The sequence below is a fragment of the Zarconia sp. genome (assembly GCF_057467645.1).
Genome location: NZ_JBRJXU010000133.1, coordinates 12,296 through 32,048, shown reverse-complemented (window position 1 = coordinate 32,048; position 19,753 = coordinate 12,296). Strand labels below are relative to the sequence as shown.

Genomic DNA, 19,753 nt, shown 5'->3' with positions numbered 1-19,753 from the left:
CCTCTGCCTCCCCTGCCTCCAAACCCCCCACACTCCAACCAAAAAACCATGCCGATATACGTCTACTGGGGAGAAGATGATTTTGCGATGGATCGGGCGGTGACGGCGTTGCGCGATCGCATTCTCGATCCGGCGTGGGGTTCGTTTAATTTTGACAAAATTGGGCCCGATCGGGCAAATGGGGCGATCGATGGATTGAATCAAACGATGACACCGCCGTTTGGGGGAGGCGGACGGCTGGTTTGGCTGGTGGATAGTGCCCTGTGCCAGCAATGTTCGGCGGAAGTACTCGCGGAGTTGGAACGGACGGCGACAGCACTGCCGCCGGAGTCGGTATTGCTACTCACCAGTCGCAAAAAGCCCGACGGCCGCCTCAAATCCACCCGGTTACTGAAAAAAGCGGCCCAAGAGTTTAAGGAATTTTCCCCGATTCCCCCGTGGAAGACGGATTTACTGGCGGGGAGGGTACGGCAGATGGCGCGGGAGATGGGGGTGGCGCTGACGGGAGAGGCAACCGAACGGCTGGCGGAAGCGATTGGTAACGATACCCGCAGGCTGTATGGGGAATTGCAGAAGCTGCAACTGTATCGAGGGGAAAGTTCGCAGCCCATCGACGGGAAAGCGGTGGATCGATTGGTGACGGCGAGTACCCAAAATAGTCTGAAACTGGCGACGGCGATTCGTCGGGGGGAAGTGGGGGTGGCGTTGGGATTGGTGGGAGATTTGCTCGATCGCAACGAACCGGCGTTGAGAATCGTGGCGACGTTGGTAGGGATGTTTCGCACCTGGTTGTGGGTGAAATTGGCGATCGCATCGGGGGAATCGGACGAACGCAATATTGCCCGGATGGCTGGGGTGGAGAATCCCAAACGGATTTATTTTCTGCGTCAGGAGGTGGGTGGCGTGCGCTTGGAACAATTGACCCAGGCGCTGCCGGTGTTGCTGGAACTGGAATTCGGCCTCAAGCGGAGTGGGGATGACAGGATGACGCTGCAAACGAAGGTGGTGGAGTTGTGCGAAATTTTCGGCAGCCGTTGATGATAATTGCTTGTAGGGGTAGTGCCCCCGTGCCTACCCCGACCGGATGGGGGCTACCACAGGGGGATTGCCCCTACAAGTTTTCATTGAGTAAAACCCTAACCCCTCCCAAGAGGGGAACGATCGCATTAATATTGGGAAAAAATCTGGAAAATGTTTATCTAATACTCCCCTCTTGGGAGGGGCAGGGGGTGGGTTCGACGATTGACTCGTGTTGCTCAATTCTGACCTACTGACTCAATTGTGAATTGCCATCAACGCTGACTCGACGGACTAAAACTCGCATCACTTCGCCGGGAATGGCTGTGGGGATGGGAGGACTCCAGGCGGTGACTGCCGCAAACCCGAGGCGATAGAGGGTGTGGATGATTTTGGTGACGGCGGGTGGCGAACCCACCACCATAATTTTGACGGCTTCTCGATCGCCGCTCGATCGCACTTCTGCGGGAGTCGCGGGGTTGGGTTCGTTGGAATTGCTTTGAAACATAGGATTACAGAAATTTGATGAGGAAAAATATTCGCAGATCTGCGAATACTTTTAGTGTATCGGACATTCGCAGATCTGCAAATATTTACGCCCGCAAGATTCTCTGTCACGATCGAGGGCATGGGAAAAGCAGGATTAGCCCTCAGACGAGTCTTAGAAAATCACAACATCAGCCAAAATAAACTGGCAGTTGCATTAGGGGCGAAACCTTCTGTGGTATTTCGCTGGTTTCACGAACGAACCGATCCCAGCGGGGATACCATCGCTGAGATTGCTAAAGCGCTGCAAGAGATGAATCGGGCGGCTGCTGACGAGTTCGTGCGTTTGTACTTAGGAGAGTTTTTGGAAAATTCCGACGATCGCACCTGAGTGCCGATCGTAATCATTGTCAATCTCGTAGGGGCAAAGCATTTGGGCGATATCGAACGAATCAAATGAAATCTTGTATATCCAAATGCTTCGCCCTTCCTGATGTCTGCCACCCACCAGTATCGCGGATGAACGAAATCGGACTTTGCGTATCTAACAGACGGGAAGAAGGGCGTTAGCGCAGCCATGCCGCAGGCTATAGCATTCGGGCGTTTGTGGGTAGGTTTAACCAAAAAGTTTCTTGCCGAATGCTTTGCCCCTACAAGATATCGTGGTTCCGAATTCCGAATTCCGAATTCATTTCACCAAATACCACAGGGTATCAATGCCACTGCCCAGATATTTGCAATCTTGGTGTTCCTCGATCCAGGCGACAACCGTAGGGAAGACAGTATCAGATTGCTTGCCTAGCTGACCCAACGCCTTGGCAACGGAGAAACGCACCCACGAAGCCTCATCCTTCAGAGATTGAACAAGCGCATCCACCACCTCCTCCGATGCCACCTCCAACCCTCTCAGCACCTCGGCTGCATACAAACGCACCCACCAATGCTCATCCCTTAGAGATTGGAGAAGCGCATTCACCACCTCATCCGATGCCACCTTCAACCTTCCTAGCGCCTCGGCTGCATTACTACGCACCGACGAATCCTCATCCTTCAGAGATTGGAGAAGCGCATCCACCACCTCCTCCGATTCCACTTTCAACTTTGCGAGCGCCCAGGCTGCACTCCAACGCACCGACAAATCCTCATCCTTCAGAGATTGGAGAAGCACATCCACCACCTCCTCCGATGCCACGTTCAACCCTCCCAGCGCCCTGGCTGCATCCCGACACACCGACGAATCCTCATCCCTCAGAGATTGGAGAAGCGCATCCACCACCTCCTCCGATGCAACCTTCAACCCTCCTAGCGCCCTGGCTGCATCCCGACGCACCGACGAATCCTCATCCCTCAGAGATTGAACAAGCGCATCCACCACCTTCTCCAATTCCACGTTCAACCCTCCCAGCGCCCTGGCTGCATACAAACGCACCCACCAATCCTCATCCTTCAGAGATTGAACGAGCGCATCCACCACCTCATCCGATGCCACTCCCAACTCTCCCAGCACCCTGGCTGCATTCTCACGCACCAACGAATTCTCATCCTTCAGAGATTGAACGAGCGCATCCACCACCTCATCCGATGCCACTCCCAACTCTCCCAGTACCTCGGCAATGGAGAAACGCACCGACGAATCCTCATCCTTGAGAAATTGGAGATATATCTCAACAACTGCATCCTGTTCTCCTAAAGCCGATCGATACCTCAGCAATTGCCCTTCCATAATCTTCGCTTCTTTCAGCAACGCCAGTGCCTTTTCCTCGAATGCCGTTTCTTCCAAACTGCACAGAACCTCAAATACCTGGGTCTGAACTTGTCCGCCCAGTTTCTTCCAATCCCTCACTTCCAACCCCACCAAACCCTGCAATACCTCCTCACATAACCCAGCATCCGCACCGTTCAATCCCTTAACATCTTCCGCCAGACACCACCCTGCAAATAGCAAATCCCGATGCAACCACTCCTCATATTCGCTTCCCCGTTCCAACATCCGACGGATTGCCTTCGCTGCTTTCTTCGGCTTTTGCTGGGCGATGAGTAACAGCAGCACCTCTCGCCAGTGAGGATCGTGGAGACGATCGCCGATACAGTTGAGAACGATGTCGAACTCCCCCTCGTTATCAGCTTGATAGTCGATTTCCTCCGCCGTTAGGTACTCCTGAAACGTCTTGTGGACAAAGGCGTAGCAGTCCTGTCCCTGTTCGTTCAGCAGTCCCGTTCGTTCGCGCACGAAATCGAGAAACCGCTTTGCCTCGGCTTTGGCTTTGTAGCGCTCGATCGACTTTAACCCGCGAATCGCATCGGCCAAAAAATCGATTAACTCGTCCTTATCGATGAGGGTTCCCCCAGCTGTATCCTCAGTACTTCCGCAAGTATGAATCCAGTAAGCAACCTGCGCCATCAAGCGCCGCCAGTCGTCGGGTTCCAGGTGCTGGCAAAGGTGGTTGTTCGTATCTCCATCTCCCTCCCAGGATTTGTAGGCATCCCAATTCACCAGCAGGGTTTCCACCGCCCGATCGTATAATTTGTGGCGCTGTTTGGGCAGGTGAGCTTCGTAGCGGTGAATTAGGGCGATAATCGTCAGCAGCAGGGGATTGCGCGCCAGGTTTTTGATGCGATCGTTCCGGTTGAGGGCGTTCTGGAGACTCTGCTGGCGGCGTTGGGCTTCGGCGCTGTCGGCGATGCGATTCTCGTACCAGGCATGGATGAAGGTTTCGATGCGATCGTCCCCAAAAGGTTGCAGCCAGTAGTGGGGAAACGCCTCGGTGCGGAAAAAGTCTCGCTTGTACCCCGCAGGACGAGATGTAACGATCGCCCGATTGCCATTCTCGGGATAACGCCCCAAAAAATTCTCGATTCGCCGCACCACTTCGTATCGCTGGGCTTCTTGGGTTACTTCATCCAACCCATCGAGCAAAATCAGCGCCCGTCCCGCCTCCAGCCAGCGCTCGAAAAAGCCTTCCGGCAGGGTTTGGGTGTGGAGGGTGTTTTCGGCGAAGTGGTGCAGGTATTCCGGCAAACTGCGATCGAGGTTTCGCGCCCAATCCCGAATCCGAATTAAGATGGGCAAGTAATCTTGGGAATGCAGAGATGCGATCGTATTTTCTTCCGATGTTTCGATCGAATCCGGCTCGGCGAGTACCACGGCAAAATAACTCAGCAGCGTCGTTTTTCCCGCTCCCGGCTCGCCTAAAACTACCACATTTTTGGCTTGAGTTTGCGATAACAACTGCGCCGCTGAAAATTTCCTACCGCTGCGTTCTCTCTGAGCTAAAAACCGCTGTTCTCGCAGTAATTCCGATTGGCGATCGGTTGTGGATTCTCTTGCCGCTTCTAGGGCAAAATCGAGGCGATCGCTGCCACCATTTCTCCCCTCTTCCTCCACCTCCGGCATCACGAAAATATTGACTAACTTTTCCGATTTATCCGTTTCCTGTCCCGCCACCCGAATCCCAGCAAATTTCACATCATCGTAGTAATTTGCCAGTTGTTGTAAATAATCCTCCCGCGCCACCCGCATCCGCGAACCGGCTTTGGTTTCTTCAACATACCCGCGCAAGAATTCTTTTAGCCACGGTTCGATTCGGTTTTCGCATCCTTCGAGATCGATATGTCGATCCTCTGTTGCAAGGCGTTTAAAACGTTCGACCAAATACTTGACATTTGGCTCCCCTTGGTTATTTAGCGGCTTCTGAAGTTCGTCGGTATTTTCCTGGAGAAATTTGACTAAAAAAGTTCCCAAAACGTAGTCTCGAGAACAACGACGAAATAGTTGCTCGGATACGGCTAAACCTTCTTCTCGTTCGTTCGCAGTTTCAACACCAATTTTTCGCGCCTCCTCAATTTCATTGGGATTAACTTGACTGCGAACTTTCTCAACAAGAAAAGGTGTCACCTTCCCTGCCAGTGAAGCAATTATTTTACCTGCCGTTGCTCCTTCAATCGTCATAAAATTGATTAGTCAATTATTAATTGTTCATTGTTCATTATTAATTGTTCATTGTTTTTCAATCGCTTGCAACACTCGTTCTAAATACTGCGATCGCCATTCTTCCCGTTCTCGAAAAACAACATCATCTGGTTGATAGGCTTCAATCTCTTCCCGAGAGAGAATACCTTTTGCTTCAACCAACCGCTCGATCGTATCGAGTCGATCGCGCAAAACCGAAACCTCTCCCACCAACGCCATCACAATTTCCAATAATTTATCTGTTTGCGAACCATCGAGGTAAATCGGTCGTTTTCCTTTTACGTTTTTCGCCATATTCAATCAAAATTCCAATTTGATTTTTAATCTCGCATCAGGATTTAGATACGGATGCTCTTTTGAAGTTGGGCAAGGTGGGCAGCTTATCGTCTGAAAACGCTCGAACGATCGGGGGATTTAGCGACCCACCCTACAATTCTTCCTCGTACTCCAAGATTTTTTAATTTTGCATTTTTAATTTTTAATTTTCTTCCCGCACACCGCAAACCAAGTTCCCCGCTGATTCAATCCAGCCTTCTGATCGGAATTGGTCATTTTCGATTTCCAAACCCCATTCGGCACGAAAGTTTCGATCGCCCCCTCTGCATCAAACCCAGCATCGATGAATTCCTGCCGCAAGTCCAAATCCCGCATCCCACTCCAGAAGGGTTCGTTATTATTCGCAGTTTGCCAATCGTATAGAAACTCGCGGAACACATCCAAATGCTTGTAGAGAAGGGCTTCGGCGTGGATGACGATGCCTCCGGGGGCCAGCAGGCGATAGCACTCCCGCAGCACGTTGCGAATGGCGCAGACGGGAATCTCGTGCAGGAAGATGTGAGACACCACTAAATCGAAGGATGCATCGGGGAATTGGGTGCGTTCGGCGTTGCCTTGGGCAAAATGGACCGGTTTACCCAACGCTTGTGCCCTAGCGTGGGCGTAACGCAACATGGGGGCCGATAAATCGATCGCCCACACTTCTGCATCCGGGTATCCATCTGCGTAGGGCAGGGTACTGTGGCCCACGGAACAGCCCAAATCGATAATTTTCCGGGGCTGAAAATCCGGATAGTTTGCCTTGAGGTAATTTTCCACCATCGACGCGCCCACATCGTCGTTCAGCGGTCCCAGCCAACCCCGGCCGTAGAGGTACGTTCCGCGATCGTAAATTGCCCCAGCAGTCATATCTTCGTCGGTATCTTCTCCCCCATATCCACCGGGCATACAGTGAATATCGACGGCAGTTTGGTACGCGGGAATCGGCAATTCGGGGTCGAGGGTTAAAGACCCCACGGACTTATCGAGGGTTTGGGTGCGATCGCCCAATTGGGTATGCTGACGATCGACGCTGGATGCCACCGATGCCCACATCATCTCCTGCTGCATCCGTTGCAGCGCCCCCCACCACCGATAGTAGGGCTGTTTTGCCATCACTTCCCGAACTTCGTAGCGGGTTTCGGGCGATCGCTGGTATTTTGCCTCAAACTCGGGTTTGGCGACGCGATCGTAAACGGCTTTGTTACCCGGCGCGATCTTCCCCATAATGTGGGATTTCAAACTCATGACAAAGTGCTGACGGGCAAGTTCGTCGTGGGTGGTTTCTGGCAGCAGGGCGTGTTTGAATTGTTCGGTCATTTTTTGGCGAATCTCTCACAGGCTGGCGCTCGATAGGTCTATGTTAGCGATTTTGATTCGCAGTTTTGCCGTCAAGGGGCGATCGCCACCGCCACAAAGAAACCGCAAATTGCAAATATTTTTTACAATTTAGTTACAAACCGTTGCAAAACTTGAGGATTTGAGCGATGACCCAACGCGAGAAATGGGATGCCGGCCGATTTGCCAAAACCCTGGGGTATTTCGGCATCATCCCCTTTGTGGGAAGCTGTAAGTGGCTCCAGAAGCTCTTGGGAGGAGGTGCGATGACCTCGATCGAAGAAAAACCCCAAACCGGTGTCGTCCTCGTTGCCGGGGCGACGGGAGGCGTGGGCAAACGGGTGGTACGCCGCCTTTTAGAACGGGGCTATACCGTCCGGGCGATCGTTCGCGATGCCAAACGGGGTAAAGAAGTCTTGGGTAACAACGTCGAACTAATTGAAGCCGATATTACCCTCCCCGAAACCCTCACCCCGGCAGTATTTAACAATATTCGATCGGTGATTTGCTGCACCGGAACCCGCGTCCAACCGGTGGAAGGGGACACCCCCACTCGCGAGAAATACTACCAAGGCATCAAATTCTATATGCCGGAAGTGGTGGGAACCCCGGAATATATCGAGTATCGCGGCGTCGAAAATCTGGTGACGGGGGCAGCGAAATATCTCAAAAACGCCCCCAACAAACGATCTATCTTCGATTTCACCCAACCCGATCGCCCCATTGACGAACTCTGGGGGGCGATCGACGATGTGGTGATGGGTGGTGTCAGCGAAAGCGGCATCCAACCCGTGTACGGCGCGGCATTATTTAGCGGCAACGTCTCCACTGCCAACTCCGGGGGGTTTGCCTCCGTTCGCACCCGCAACCTGGATATTCCCCTGAATTTATCGGGCTACGAAGGGATCGAACTGCGAATTAAAGGGGATGGCAACCGCTACAAATTCATTCTCCGGGATAGCGATAAATGGGACGGCATCGGCTATTGCTACTCCTTCGATACCGTCTACAACATCTCCACCAGCATCCGCATTCCCTTCGCCGATCTGATCGCCACCTTCCGCGCCAAAACCCTGAAAGACCACGCCCCGGTGGATACGAGCAATATTCGAGCCTTCCAACTGATGCTGAGCAAGTTTGAGTACGACGGCGAACTCAACCCCGTCTTCAGTCCCGGTTCTTTCCGGCTGGAAATCGAATCGATCGCCGCTTACGGCGGAAATAGCCTACCTCAGTTTGTGATGGTGAGTTCCGCTGGCGTGACTCGTCCGGGAAAACCGGGATTGAACTTAGACGAAGAACCCCCAGCAGTGCGGATGAACGACCAACTCGGCGGCATCCTCACCTGGAAGCTGCGAGGGGAAGATAGCGTCCGCGCCAGTGGCGTTCCCTATACCATCGTCCGTCCCTGCGCTTTAACGGAAGAACCGGGGGGCAAAGCGTTAATGGCCGATCGCGGCGATACGATTAAAGGCAAGTGTTCGCGGGAAGATATCGCCGAACTGTGCGTGCGGGCGATCGAAAATCCCCAGGCGCGCAACGTCACCTTCGAGGTAAAAGAAGCCGCAACCCCAGGAAAAGCAGGTCAGGACTGGGATGGTTTCTTCACCAGCCTGCAAGACGATCGCGCCCTATCTGCCACGCCTTAACCCGATCCCCTCTATTCGAGCGATCCCAATTCGAGATAGGATTTTAAAATTCCTTAACATTTTTGCAGTTTAGCGATTCCAAATCCATGAAACGATTTTTGTCCTCCGTGTTGGCTCTAGTTTTAGTGGTTGCCATCGGTTTGGGGGGCTGCTCCTCCTCTTCCGCTGCGATTACGGGCAACTACAACCAAGATTCTCTCACCGTGATTAATAACTTACGCACCGCCATCGAGCTACCGGAAGGAACCCCCGAAAAGGCCAAAGCGCAAGCCACCGCTAAGAACACCATTTACGAATTCATCGCTCGCTATCGTCGGGATGAAAACGTCACCGGACGGCCTTCGTTTACCACGATGCAAACCGCACTAGATGCCCTCGCCGGCTACTACAATTCCTACGGCAACCGCCCCCTCTCCAAGAAACTCAAAACTCGCTTAGAGCAAGAGTTCAAGCAAGTGGAAAGAGCGCTGAATCGCGAATCTTAGGGAAAGTAGGGGGAGAAGGAGACAAGGGAGAGGGGGGAGACAAGGGAGACAAGGGAGATGAATTTTCCCCACACCCTACACCTAACACCGCTTCCGTCGCGCCATATCATCTCCCCATCTCCCTATCCGTTTGCTAGCATAGGAACGCGATCGGGAGAGCTTTTTTATGCGTCAACTGAAATATTACGTTGCCTGTAGCGTCGATGGTTTTATCGCCCACGAGGATGGCTCGTTTGATGGGTTTTGCTTCGATGGCGAACCCGTTCGAGATTACCTGGAATCCCTACAGCAATTCGATACCGTTTTGATGGGACGTAAAACCTATGAAGTCGGGCTAAAAGAGGGAAAAACCGATCCGTATCCGATGATGGAGAGTGTCGTTTTTTCCAGAACGATGGCGCAAAGTCCCGACCCCCGCGTCACCCTCGTTTCAGAAAATATCGGTGAATTCGTTCGTAATCTGAAGCAAAAAACGGGAAAAGATATTTACCTGTGCGGTGGTGCAAATTTAGCCACAACGCTGTTTTCGGAAAACTTAATTGATGAAATTATTCTCAAAATCAATCCATTTTTAATGGGGACGGGAGTCCCGTTATTTTCAGGCGCGATCGCCCAAACGAAACTCGAACTGATGCAATCTAAAATTTACGATAACGGTGTGGCTTTCATGTACTATCGCGTTATTTCTAATTCGGTTAATATTTGAGTTCGATCGCGATAATTTAGCATCAACGCGGTGTGCAACTTTAAGTGCTCGCCACATGGTGAACGGGTCGAAATATGGTGAACGAGTCGAAACATCCCCCTTTTCTCCTTCCCCCTTCTCCCCGTGCGAGAGGATTTTGAAGAATGAAGTTGCACATGGCGCGCTCGGTAAATCTTAAGCTCTTGTAGGGTGGCCAAGGACAGCGATTTCATAAGTCTATCCCCCAGGCGAGATCGTTAGGACACTTCTGCATTTTTGCTAGGGTCTTTCTCCCCCAGCCTCCCCTGCTCCCTCTGCCTCCGAAGCCCACCGTCACGAGTATCCTAATTGATATGGCGACTGCTAGATCGCCGCAGCCAATCGAGCAACTCGAGCTTCAACCATTCAATTTCCGCTTTGCTAAACCGGCGGGTATTGGCCAGTTTGTAGGTACTCCGACGGATTTGGAGATAGAGGTACGATTGCCCTTCGTGGTGGCGATATGCGAGTCCGATCTCCTCCGGACTCAGGGACGATCGCGATTGGGTTGTAACACGATCGCCTTCCCCCTTTCGGAAATGCTGCCACCGCTTGAGAGTTCGCCCAAACAGCCGCTGTGTCAGAGCAACCTGATGCGCGTCCAGATACAATCGCATCTCGCGGTAGTTATAAAAGATCCAAATCTGCATCAGCCATACCGCCAGTCCCCCCAACAACAGTTTCAGTATCAAACTGGGGACAAAAAAGGCATACATTGCCACCGGGGAGAATAGCGTCAGCAGGGCGATCGCGCCAAACCCAATCCCTTTCGGAGGTAAACAGACTTCAAAGCGATCTCGAGTTTTGTTGAGGATTGCCTCGCTGTCGGCGGGTTTGGAGGCAACGGGAGCAAGTTGTTTTTGTTCTTCACATCGGGGACGAGGGGGAGGATTTTCCAGAGCTTGTAGGGCTTCTCGTGCCGATTGGGGGCGCTGTTCCAAGCTCGGTTCCGTCAACCATGCCAGCCAGTCGGCAAAGGGGCGATCGAGATCCACCACTCGATCGAATTCCAAACGCAAATCCCGTTGCGGCAGTTCCGTCGGATGCAATCCCGTCGCCACGTAAATTAACGTTGCCCCCAAACTGTACAAATCCGAAGCCGGAACCACCCGTCCGCCAAACTGCTCGGGAGGCATATAGCCGTAAGTTCCCACCACGGTCATCGTACCCCCTTCCCGGGCCACCAAATGAGCCACCGCGCCGAAATCCACCAAATGAACTTGTCCGACGCTGTTTCCCGATCGATCGCCCAGGAGAATATTGCTCGGTTTGATATCCCGGTGAATTGTCGCCGGTTCGAGTTGGTGCAAGTAAACGAGAATTTCCAGCAGAGATTTTGCCAGTTTCCGAACCTCCCCTTCGCTAAAGGTGCGTCCGGCTTTGAGGTGTTCTTCGAGGGTTTTGCCCTCCACGTAGGTTTGTACCAGGGCAAATCGATCGTCCCATTCTAGATAATCTAAGTATTTAGGAATCGAGGGATGATTCAGGGTTTTGAGGGTTTGGGCTTCCCGCTCGAACAGCTTCAGTTCCTGCCATTCAAAATCGATTCCCATGGACAAAACCTTGATAACCACCCGTTCTTGAGTGTGTAAATCCGTTGCCAGAAAGGTTTGTCGTCCCGTTTGCTTGCCCAGTTGCTTCTGGATTTGGTAGCGATCGCCAATGACTTCCATCATCGTCTCTCCCCCTTCAATTGCAAATTTTGCCCTTCTGAATTGCCCGTTCTCCCTTCGTACCACCGAGCGATCGGTTTACTAATCGCACCCATCGATAAACCCAGGACGATCGCAGGAACGACATTAAAAAACAACCCGAGCGCGATGTGCGATGCACGATTTGCGGATAATAGGAAGAAAGTGGGGACAAAAAAGCCGATAATCCCAGAAAGAGTACCCACCGCAGTCGTAGAAAATCTCAAAACCCGTCGATAGCGTCGAGCATTTTTGAGGGGAAAGAAGAACCGACGAGTCAATAATCCCACCACGAGGGTGTTTACCGCACCCACCCATAAACCCACCGTACTGCCATATCCTGCCCCAAAGAGGAGCGCGACGCTCGCAACACTAAGGCTATTCATTAAACTACTAGAGACACCGAGCGCGAGACCGTTTACGCCACCATAAATGCCACCGTAAACAGCTCCGGCGAGTCCCCCCATCACCAAACTGCGCCAGCCAACGTGCCACAGCAGCCCCAGAGTTGTCAGGGATTTTTTGGGTTTTTCGATCGGGGAATTGGGCTTTTCCAGGGCTTCAAGCGCCATTTGAGCAGAGGAAAAGCGACGATCGAGACTCGGTTCGATCGCCTTCTCGATCCATTGCGTCAGCCCCGGACTCAATCGGTTGAAGCGGCTAAAATCGATTTTCATCTGGTTTTGGGGCAAGTCTGCCGGGGGAATTCCCGTGGCTAGGGCGATCGCCGTTGCTCCCAACCCATAGATATCCGAAGCCGGAACCGCCCGGCCACCAAACTGTTCCGGGGGCATATAGCCGTAGGTTCCCACTACGGTAATGGTTTGACCTTGCTTGCTCGCTAGGGTTTGGACGGAACCGAAATCCACCAGATACACCCCATCTCGAGCGTTGGGGGGAGAATTCTCGTCGGTATCGGCGAGGAGAATATTGCTCGGTTTGATATCCCGGTGAATGGCTGGAGGTTGCCGTCGGTGCAAGTAACTCAAGATGTGGAGTATAGCCGTGAGGATGTGGCGAATTTCCCCTTCGCTGAAACGGCGTCCGGCTTGGAGGTGAGCTTCGAGGGATTTGGCGTTGATGTAGGTTTGCACCAGGGCGAATCCTTTCCCCTGGGGCAAATCCAGTTCAAAGGAATCGAGATACCTGGGAATAGCCGGATGGGAGAGGGTTTGCAGGACTTGGGTTTCGCGTTCGAAGAGTTTGAGATCCTCCCAGTTGACATCGGCACCGAAGAGCAAGAGTTTAATCGCCACTTGCTGATGATGTTCTAAATCCAGGGCAAGCAGCGTAATGCGTCCGGCTTGCTTGCCCAACAGGGACAAAACCTGATAGCGATCGTGCAAAACCTGCCCCGACCAATTTCCGAGCGATCGTACTGTCATAGGGATTCTTAAGGCAATATTCGTTGCTACAAAAAACTACGACGCGATCGAACCTAGTTTCGGAAATGGGAGACAGAGCTAGGGGGACAAGGAAGACAAGGGAGAGGGGGAAGACAAGGAAAAGAATATGTTGGCGAACCACTCAAAATTTTCTGTTTTCCACACCCCACACCCCATTCCCCATTCCCCTTCCGAATTCCAAATTCACCCATCCACCCACAACCTAGCTCTCCTCAGGAGCGATCGCAAAACGGTTTCCCGATTGGTGGTGATATCTGCGTTCACCTCCATTCCCGCTTTTAGGGGATACTCCACATCCCCTCGCACCAAATAAGCTCGTTCCGGTTCGACGGTGACTTCGTAATAGGGCGCAACACCCAAGCCGTTATTCGGGGCGGTGGTATCCGGGGCAATGGCTTGCACTTCTCCGGCCAAAAGTCCGTAATCGGTGTACGGGTATGCCGACACTCGCAGTTGCACCGATTGCCCCACCTTCACCTTGCCAATATCGCTCACCGCAACCCGCGCCCGAATCACGAGGGGTTCGTCGGGGACGATTTCGGCAAGCACTTCCCCGGCGCGAACTCGCTGTCCCGGACTCTGGAGGTTGAGTTTGAGGATGGTGCCATCGGCGGGAATTGGCAGGGCGCCGGCCTCTATCTGGCTTTCAATTTCGATTAAGGCGGTGGCTTCTAACTGAACTTGGCGTTCGAGTTGGGTTTGTTTTTTGACGGCATCTTCCCATTGTTTTTTCAAATCTTCCGCTTCCTGGGGAGATGATGCCGCGAGTTTTTCCAGGGCGAGGGCAACGGTATAGTTGGGGTTGGCTTCATTGGGGGTTCTCGTCGAACCGGCGATCGCGATCCATTCCGATTTTTGCAAAATTTGCGATCGCAAACTCTCAACTCGAACTTCCGCCTCTCCCAACTGGGTGCGATACATATCGACATTTGCCAATCGTTCCTGCTGCTGGGTTTGCAGCGTCCGAATCTGGGGCGTTGCGCTCGTTTCCAGGTAGGCGAGAACGTCTCCAGCTTCCACCTCTTGGTGTTCTCGCAGTTCGATACTGCTGATGATGCCATCGGTTTGGGCTTGGACGAGTTGCGATTCCCATTGGGGACGAACGCGGCCGCTGGCTTTGACAGTGACATCATATTTAATCAGACCCGATAAAACCACCGCAGCCCCCAATACGCCCACCACCAGCAATCCTCCAATGCTTGCCCAGCGATTGACGGGGGGGAGAAATTCTTCAGTCTGAAGGAAGGGGGGATCGGCCCCGAATTGATTCGACATGACGGCAAATTTTGATGGGTGTTGCTATCACGTTTTTACAAACTTATTGCTAAAGTATCCGGATTTTTTCTGGGATTGAAGATTTATGGATTAACGGGTTTAGAAACAATTCAAACTCGTGACTCAAAATCGATCGCATTCGATCGATTTACTTGACACAAATATGGAGTCTACTATGCAACTTACAGATCCCAAGTCCACAACCATCGAAGGAACGGTCATGCCGACGGCTCGATCGGGCGAAATGTTTGCGGATTTAACCACAGAAGAAGCTGCAACCGTCAACGGTGCTTATGGCTACGGCTACGGTTATCGCACGGTGTCTTACTACCGCCCCTACCGTCGTTCTTACTACGGTCGCCGTCGCGGATACGGCTATGGCTGCTACTAATCCCAAAATGGTTGCCAAAATCGTTTAAATTGCTAGTCTTTAAAAGCGGATTCTAGTTAACTAGAGTATCCGAAATAACCTCCCTTTTTTGATTCGGTTAGACTCTGAGGCTGAGATTTTTAAATCTGACTCTCAGACAAAGAAAAGGGAGGTTTTATTGTATTCCTTAATTTTTGAAGAGTATTCTAGGTTTTAGAGGTTATTTTTAAAGTAATTTTGAAGCTCGTTGCGGGTGGCTAATTTTAAATCTCAAGTTCCCCTTATAAAGGGGGATTGATGAGGATCTTCCGTACCTCATCAATTTGAGAAACGCTATCAAACGTTTCTAGTTCGTTTATCCGGACAATATCCGCACTAAAAAAAATTAAATGAATCGGTATATTGGATCGGCGTTTGAATATTAGATCTCAATGTCTATCATCTTCAATCCTCAATTAATTTTCGATTGAGATGTGGAGCTGTATATCAAATAACATGAGAACTTATATCAGATCCGGTTAAATGACCATAATACGCCAACTTTATGGGTAGTCTTCCCCCCGGCTTCCTGGAGCCTCCCCTGCCTTCAACCCTTAATTATGATTAATCAACCGGATTTGATATTAATCTTCTCTGAATGATGTTTTACGTTTAGACCCAACGATAATATTTTCTAATTTTGATTCATCGAAAAAATGTAAATATGCTCGATCTCGGTTTCGCCCAACTTAAAGCGATCCGATGTCCGTTTTCAATACCATCTATAACAATCGCAATACATAAAGTAGAAATTAAATATCAAAGCAATATATTTTTCTTGTTGTATGTTTACGTAATTTTTTGAGCATAAAAATGCAGCCTAAAAATTAATTTTATTCCATACATATTTTCACAAAATAGAAAATGTTTTTGATATTTAAAGTCAAACTAATTGGATATAAGTATATTCTCAATAAACAGCAAAAAAAAGTTTTGTGTGTCAAACCTATACAGTGAAGTAAATTCGTGTTTTTTGTTTTTTTTACATAATTTTTTGGGTGATTTTTTCTATAAAAATCTCCGGAATTTTGCGAGAAAATAAGAAGTAATTGATAGAGCTTGCACCCATTCATTGGGACCAAGCCAATCGAATCACACGATTCATTTAGTTCACTAATTTCACTCACCAACAAGGAGTTTGAGATGAATACCAACGACAAAACTCAACTGTTTACCGAATTAACCGCAGAAGAGTCCTCCAGCGTCAACGGGGCCTATGGCTACTGGGGTGGATACTACGGTGGTGGTTACAGCTACCGTCCTTCCTCCTACGGCTACGGTGGTGGTTATCGCCGTTCCTATCGCCCCGTATACTACGGCTACAGCTACAGCAGCTACGGCTACGGTTGCTACTAATTCGGAACCTTTGATGAGGTTCGCGCGTTTAGTTAGCTAGTCGGTACAGTCGTAATCCTCCTCGCTCGATCCGGGTGCACTACCATCTTTAACGAACCCTGAAAGTCCTTGCGAACAGAAAAAGTCTATTCTCTTGGCAAGGACTTTAGAAGGGTAGTCGAAAAGGATTTTTCAGGTGTAAAGATTTAAAATATTTGAGGAAAGCGACTCGAGATCGATAGATTTCAACTTCAGACTAATCTGTATCGGTTACTTTGTCGAGAGGACTCAGTGGTGCGATCGAGGTAGAATATTTCAAGTAAACTTCAAGTATCCATCGACCTCTCGATGGTCAATCGTTTATTAAATTTATCCCAATTGAAAGCACTTCTTTTGAAGAAATAGGATATATTGACTAGAAGAATTATTTCTGTAAGGGTCATCTACTCGGTCAGGCTGACATCTGAGTTCAAGTGTCTGGCTTTGAGTGGTTTGGAGTCTTAACCCAAACGGTTAATTCCAACGCTGAAGGGTTGCATCATCTATCTCAATCTTAATCAATCGAAATCAATCGATAACATCGATCGATTTAACATGTTCGTTCTATGTTCGTAGAGCGAACAAAATTTGCTGTTCGTATGAAAAAAGACTCAACCAATCAATTTTATATATATCGAACAAAGTGGGAATGGCTTTACTTTATAGGGATAAAGTCTAGATCGAGAAAGCTGTTAAAAATTTCGATCGAAAATTCTCCGGATTTTATCCATTTCTCCCGAAAGATGGATATAGCTTTCACCAATCGATGGGTGAAAGTGCGAGTGAATCGCAAGAGCCACTCGTTCTACTCACTTAGATGGAGTTAATAACATCATGCAAATGACTGAAAACAGCAATCTCTTTGCCGAACTGACCGCCGAGGAAGCTGCCACCGTTAATGGCGCGAGCTACTACTACTACTACCGTCCTCACCATGTGGGTTACGGTCACGGTTACGGTGGCGGCTACGGCTACGGCTACCACGGTGGAACCACAAACGTGACTCAAAACGTGAACGTGCGCCTCGTGGTTGCTGGAGAAGAGATCGAAGACGTCACCATCAATCAATAAGGGTGCAGTTCGGACAGAGGGCTAGTAACATCCTAACCGCTCTGCCCGATTGCCCCTGGGCTGGAGTCACACCCATAGTCCACAAACCAAACTTTCTATGGGTGCGACTTTCTAGAGAATGAGAAGCGATCGACTAAATCGCTACCCTCTAGTTTTAGCAAATATTGCTCTGGGACTAGTTTATTACCACACAGGCATTATGAACAAGATCCAAGAACCTCAATCGAATCCATCACTGTTTGCGGATTTATCTGAAGCCGAAGCGGCCACGGTGAATGGCGCTCGCTGCCCGGGATACGGACATGGTAGCCGTTACCCCAGCTATGGCTACCAATCGGCCTCTTACTATCGGGCCTCCTATCGAAGTGCCTATGGCTACGGCGACAGGCATCACTACACCTACTACGGTGTGGCAAATCCTTACTACCTCCTGGGGTAAGCAGGAGTTGTTCGGTCGAAACCGATGGGAAATACCAAGTTTTCCATCCCTGGAGTGGGTTTTCTTCTCGCTCCCCTGTTGTAAGCGTTCACATTCTCGGGGTGAAGTATGCCTCCAAAAGCACACTTAAAACCACATTTAACGGTTGACGAGCTCAAATCTCGCTACCGCCACGTCAAAGACACCACTGAAGCCAGAAGATGGCATCTTTTGTATTTGATCGCTCAAGACTGGACGATCAAACAAGCCGCTCAAGTGGTAGATCTCAATTACGATTACGCCAAACAAATCGTCCGGCGTTACAATCACGAGGGACCCGATTCGGCGATCAATCGCTCGAAAACGCGACGCACCTCGTCTCGCTCTCTGCTGACACCGGAACAACAAGCGGAACTGGCCCTGGCCTTGCAACGTCCCGCACCGGATGGAGGTCGCTGGTCGGGACCGAAAGTCGCCGAGTGGATTGCCCAAAAAACGGGACGAAAGCGAGTTTGGCCCCAACGCGGGTGGGACTACCTTCGCCGGTTGGAAAACGGCCGCAAGTCAACATCTGCACGAAAATAACGGGTTGCGATCGCACTTTACGTATTAATCGAGTACGCATCTATTGGGGAGACCGATTGCACGCATTCTCGATGCTGAAAATCGACTCTTCCTATGGTGCAAATGGAAGGAGGAACGATATAAATCTGGGTTGCGATCGCACCGGTTCCCACGACCCGTAATGTCAAACAAGATCCAAGACTTGCGGCTCATTTTAAGGCTGCCAAATTTAATCGTCTTGTATCTAATCTTTCGATAAACGTTTTGAGTCACAAATGAATGCCTCTCAAAGCCACCTCCGGGCACTAGCAGCATACCGTTGAGAACCTTATCGATAATCGATCGAGCTGTGTGGGTTGAGCGTTGGACTTCAACCCAACAACCCTACGTCGAGATGTTGCGTGTCATTCTATCTCTCGATGAATCGTCGTTATTAAACTGGGTGCAGACCCAGGTTAAGACGCGATTTGAAAAGTTCGGCGATCGCAAAATTATAGCAACCGCCATGTTAGGCGCGGACACAGGTGTTGCTTGAAAAAAGTGATCGGAAAGTAAGGGTTTGAGCATCGATCGCACATTAGATGTGAATTAGAGGCTCAAACCCTTACTTAGCCTATTTGATTCCAAATATTGGCGAACTCGGATTGCGCGTGATAGCAAACATCTCGATAGAGATGTATACACTCGTACGTAATACTTGTAACGGCTTTTAGAAACATTAAACTTATAAAAAAAGCCTAAATAATGTAAAAATTTTCAGGAATTTAAACCGAGCTTTTGTCTTCATAAAAACCGCTGTAATTGCAGCTAAAGTCCCATGAAATATTTAGTCATATCCCCGGAAAAATCTAGTCTATCGTTTGGAGTAAGTTCAAATTAAAACAGTGAATTTGAGTCCAATTTTTATAAAATCTTTATTTTTCCAATTGATGAATCCCGCCTCTTCAAATGAGATGTGAGAATGGCTACAGGGAAGATGAGGCATTACCTCTCTATTCGTCATCATTTCCGACGAATCAGGAAAGATGAAAGATTACTCGAATAATTCTAGGTGATTTTTGTCATCGCCAAACATCGATTTTCTGCGTTCGGGATAGTTCTCGATATATTGTTTTTGGGGTCTTTTTGGTTGAAATTCAGGAGCGAGAATTTATATACTTTTTTGAACTATTTGCTTATTTAATTAATGTCGATTATTTTCTCAAGCCAAAATTAAGTTAATTGGCAAAAAACTATTAATTATACTAAAATTTAGCGCAATTTTTACTTAAAAAATCAGTGAAATATATTGATTTATATCGCTAAGTGCTCGTTTCTCAACCATGAACAAACCTAGAAATAGAGGTGTAACATGATGTCGTGTAAAATATGACCTTCAATACTCCGATCGATAACGATTCGATCGAATTAATTATTTCAATTATTTGATAATAAACAATTTTGTCTTTAAAATTTTTATTTTGTTCTGTTGTAAAACATATAAAAAAGTTTTTTAGATTTTTTCCGGATTGAAAAATAAAAAAATGAAACTTATAGTAATGAGGATAAATACCCGATTTAT

The 19,753-nt window shown here is 49.5% G+C and carries 17 protein-coding genes; 10 read left to right on the top strand and 7 right to left on the bottom strand.

What is annotated here, in order from left to right; translation table 11 throughout:
* The first annotated feature begins 48 nt into the window (after positions 1-48).
* Entirely contained in the window at positions 49-1,038 is a 990-nt protein-coding gene (gene holA, locus AC2215_RS20555; protein WP_486811878.1) for a DNA polymerase III subunit delta, read from the top strand.
* A gap of 229 nt (positions 1,039-1,267) precedes the next feature.
* Here the strand turns inward: holA and AC2215_RS20550 are convergent, their stop codons facing one another.
* Positions 1,268-1,525, bottom strand: coding sequence for a hypothetical protein (locus tag AC2215_RS20550; protein ID WP_486811877.1), 258 nt, complete (start codon positions 1,523-1,525; stop codon positions 1,268-1,270).
* A 120-nt stretch (positions 1,526-1,645) separates the two neighbouring features.
* Between AC2215_RS20550 and AC2215_RS20545 the strand changes: the two genes are divergently transcribed.
* Positions 1,646-1,894: a helix-turn-helix domain-containing protein gene (locus AC2215_RS20545; RefSeq protein ID WP_486811876.1), complete on the top strand. Its 249-nt coding sequence runs from the start codon at positions 1,646-1,648 to the stop codon at positions 1,892-1,894.
* A 297-nt stretch (positions 1,895-2,191) separates the two neighbouring features.
* Here AC2215_RS20545 and AC2215_RS20540 read toward each other — a convergent pair whose 3' ends face one another.
* The 3 genes from AC2215_RS20540 to AC2215_RS20530 all read right to left on the bottom strand — a co-directional run bounded on the left by AC2215_RS20540 (position 2,192) and on the right by AC2215_RS20530 (position 7,108).
* A complete protein-coding gene (locus AC2215_RS20540; protein ID WP_486811875.1) occupies positions 2,192-5,452 on the bottom strand; it encodes an NACHT domain-containing protein in 3,261 nt (1,086 codons plus the stop codon).
* 48 nt (positions 5,453-5,500) lie between these two features.
* On the bottom strand, positions 5,501-5,767 hold the full coding sequence (locus tag AC2215_RS20535; RefSeq protein WP_486811874.1) for a hypothetical protein: 267 nt from the start codon (positions 5,765-5,767) through the stop codon (positions 5,501-5,503).
* 177 nt (positions 5,768-5,944) lie between these two features.
* On the bottom strand, positions 5,945-7,108 hold the full coding sequence (locus AC2215_RS20530; RefSeq protein WP_486811873.1) for a class I SAM-dependent methyltransferase: 1,164 nt from the start codon (positions 7,106-7,108) through the stop codon (positions 5,945-5,947).
* A gap of 167 nt (positions 7,109-7,275) precedes the next feature.
* On the opposite strand from AC2215_RS20530, the gene AC2215_RS20525 reads away from it, so the two are divergent.
* The 3 genes from AC2215_RS20525 (at position 7,276) to AC2215_RS20515 (ending at position 9,966) form a co-directional block, all read left to right on the top strand.
* Positions 7,276-8,775, top strand: a complete 1,500-nt coding sequence (locus tag AC2215_RS20525) for a CIA30 family protein (RefSeq protein ID WP_486811872.1) — start codon at positions 7,276-7,278, stop codon at positions 8,773-8,775.
* An 86-nt stretch (positions 8,776-8,861) separates the two neighbouring features.
* Positions 8,862-9,260, top strand: a complete 399-nt coding sequence (gene psb27 / locus AC2215_RS20520) for a photosystem II protein Psb27 (RefSeq protein ID WP_486811871.1) — start codon at positions 8,862-8,864, stop codon at positions 9,258-9,260.
* 166 nt (positions 9,261-9,426) lie between these two features.
* Positions 9,427-9,966, top strand: coding sequence for a dihydrofolate reductase family protein (locus AC2215_RS20515; RefSeq protein WP_486811870.1), 540 nt, complete (start codon positions 9,427-9,429; stop codon positions 9,964-9,966).
* Between the two features lie 323 nt (positions 9,967-10,289).
* On the opposite strand, the gene AC2215_RS20510 is transcribed toward AC2215_RS20515, so the two are convergent.
* The 3 genes from AC2215_RS20510 to AC2215_RS20500 form a co-directional block, all read right to left on the bottom strand.
* Positions 10,290-11,660, bottom strand: a complete 1,371-nt coding sequence (locus tag AC2215_RS20510) for a serine/threonine protein kinase (RefSeq protein ID WP_486811869.1) — start codon at positions 11,658-11,660, stop codon at positions 10,290-10,292.
* A complete protein-coding gene (locus AC2215_RS20505; protein WP_486811868.1) occupies positions 11,657-13,060 on the bottom strand; it encodes a serine/threonine protein kinase in 1,404 nt (467 codons plus the stop codon). The genes AC2215_RS20510 and AC2215_RS20505 overlap by 4 nt, the downstream gene beginning before the upstream one ends.
* 204 nt (positions 13,061-13,264) lie before the next feature.
* On the bottom strand, positions 13,265-14,356 hold the full coding sequence (locus AC2215_RS20500; protein WP_486811867.1) for a beta-barrel domain-containing protein: 1,092 nt from the start codon (positions 14,354-14,356) through the stop codon (positions 13,265-13,267).
* Positions 14,357-14,531: 175 nt separating this feature from the next.
* On the opposite strand from AC2215_RS20500, the gene AC2215_RS20495 reads away from it, so the two are divergent.
* The 5 genes from AC2215_RS20495 to AC2215_RS20475 all read left to right on the top strand — a co-directional run bounded on the left by AC2215_RS20495 (position 14,532) and on the right by AC2215_RS20475 (position 18,213).
* Positions 14,532-14,747: a hypothetical protein gene (locus tag AC2215_RS20495; RefSeq protein ID WP_486811866.1), complete on the top strand. Its 216-nt coding sequence runs from the start codon at positions 14,532-14,534 to the stop codon at positions 14,745-14,747.
* A gap of 1,161 nt (positions 14,748-15,908) precedes the next feature.
* On the top strand, positions 15,909-16,121 hold the full coding sequence (locus AC2215_RS20490; RefSeq protein WP_486811865.1) for a hypothetical protein: 213 nt from the start codon (positions 15,909-15,911) through the stop codon (positions 16,119-16,121).
* Positions 16,122-16,973: 852 nt separating this feature from the next.
* Positions 16,974-17,210, top strand: a complete 237-nt coding sequence (locus AC2215_RS20485; protein ID WP_486811864.1) for a hypothetical protein — start codon at positions 16,974-16,976, stop codon at positions 17,208-17,210.
* Between the two features lie 199 nt (positions 17,211-17,409).
* On the top strand, positions 17,410-17,649 hold the full coding sequence (locus tag AC2215_RS20480) for a hypothetical protein (RefSeq protein WP_486811863.1): 240 nt from the start codon (positions 17,410-17,412) through the stop codon (positions 17,647-17,649).
* A gap of 108 nt (positions 17,650-17,757) precedes the next feature.
* The gene (locus tag AC2215_RS20475; RefSeq protein ID WP_486811862.1) at positions 17,758-18,213 is read left to right on the top strand and encodes a helix-turn-helix domain-containing protein; all 456 of its coding nucleotides are present in this window, start codon (positions 17,758-17,760) and stop codon (positions 18,211-18,213) included.
* Positions 18,214-19,753 lie beyond the last annotated feature (1,540 nt).

Excerpts from the sequence above, each read along its gene's own strand:
- AC2215_RS20545 (WP_486811876.1), top strand. The coding sequence starts at position 1,646 with ATGGGAAAAGCAGGATTAGCCCTCAGACGAGTCTTAGAAAATCACAAC.
- AC2215_RS20535 (WP_486811874.1), bottom strand. The coding sequence starts at position 5,767 with ATGGCGAAAAACGTAAAAGGAAAACGACCGATTTACCTCGATGGTTCG.
- AC2215_RS20490 (WP_486811865.1), top strand. The coding sequence starts at position 15,909 with ATGAATACCAACGACAAAACTCAACTGTTTACCGAATTAACCGCAGAA.
- AC2215_RS20540 (WP_486811875.1), bottom strand. The coding sequence starts at position 5,452 with ATGACGATTGAAGGAGCAACGGCAGGTAAAATAATTGCTTCACTGGCA.
- AC2215_RS20475 (WP_486811862.1), top strand. The coding sequence starts at position 17,758 with ATGCCTCCAAAAGCACACTTAAAACCACATTTAACGGTTGACGAGCTC.
- AC2215_RS20480 (WP_486811863.1), top strand. The coding sequence starts at position 17,410 with ATGAACAAGATCCAAGAACCTCAATCGAATCCATCACTGTTTGCGGAT.
- AC2215_RS20515 (WP_486811870.1), top strand. The coding sequence starts at position 9,427 with ATGCGTCAACTGAAATATTACGTTGCCTGTAGCGTCGATGGTTTTATC.
- AC2215_RS20500 (WP_486811867.1), bottom strand. The coding sequence starts at position 14,356 with ATGTCGAATCAATTCGGGGCCGATCCCCCCTTCCTTCAGACTGAAGAA.
- AC2215_RS20485 (WP_486811864.1), top strand. The coding sequence starts at position 16,974 with ATGCAAATGACTGAAAACAGCAATCTCTTTGCCGAACTGACCGCCGAG.
- AC2215_RS20530 (WP_486811873.1), bottom strand. The coding sequence starts at position 7,108 with ATGACCGAACAATTCAAACACGCCCTGCTGCCAGAAACCACCCACGAC.
- AC2215_RS20550 (WP_486811877.1), bottom strand. The coding sequence starts at position 1,525 with ATGTTTCAAAGCAATTCCAACGAACCCAACCCCGCGACTCCCGCAGAA.
- AC2215_RS20505 (WP_486811868.1), bottom strand. The coding sequence starts at position 13,060 with ATGACAGTACGATCGCTCGGAAATTGGTCGGGGCAGGTTTTGCACGAT.
- AC2215_RS20525 (WP_486811872.1), top strand. The coding sequence starts at position 7,276 with ATGACCCAACGCGAGAAATGGGATGCCGGCCGATTTGCCAAAACCCTG.
- psb27 (WP_486811871.1), top strand. The coding sequence starts at position 8,862 with ATGAAACGATTTTTGTCCTCCGTGTTGGCTCTAGTTTTAGTGGTTGCC.
- holA (WP_486811878.1), top strand. The coding sequence starts at position 49 with ATGCCGATATACGTCTACTGGGGAGAAGATGATTTTGCGATGGATCGG.
- AC2215_RS20510 (WP_486811869.1), bottom strand. The coding sequence starts at position 11,660 with ATGATGGAAGTCATTGGCGATCGCTACCAAATCCAGAAGCAACTGGGC.
- AC2215_RS20495 (WP_486811866.1), top strand. The coding sequence starts at position 14,532 with ATGCAACTTACAGATCCCAAGTCCACAACCATCGAAGGAACGGTCATG.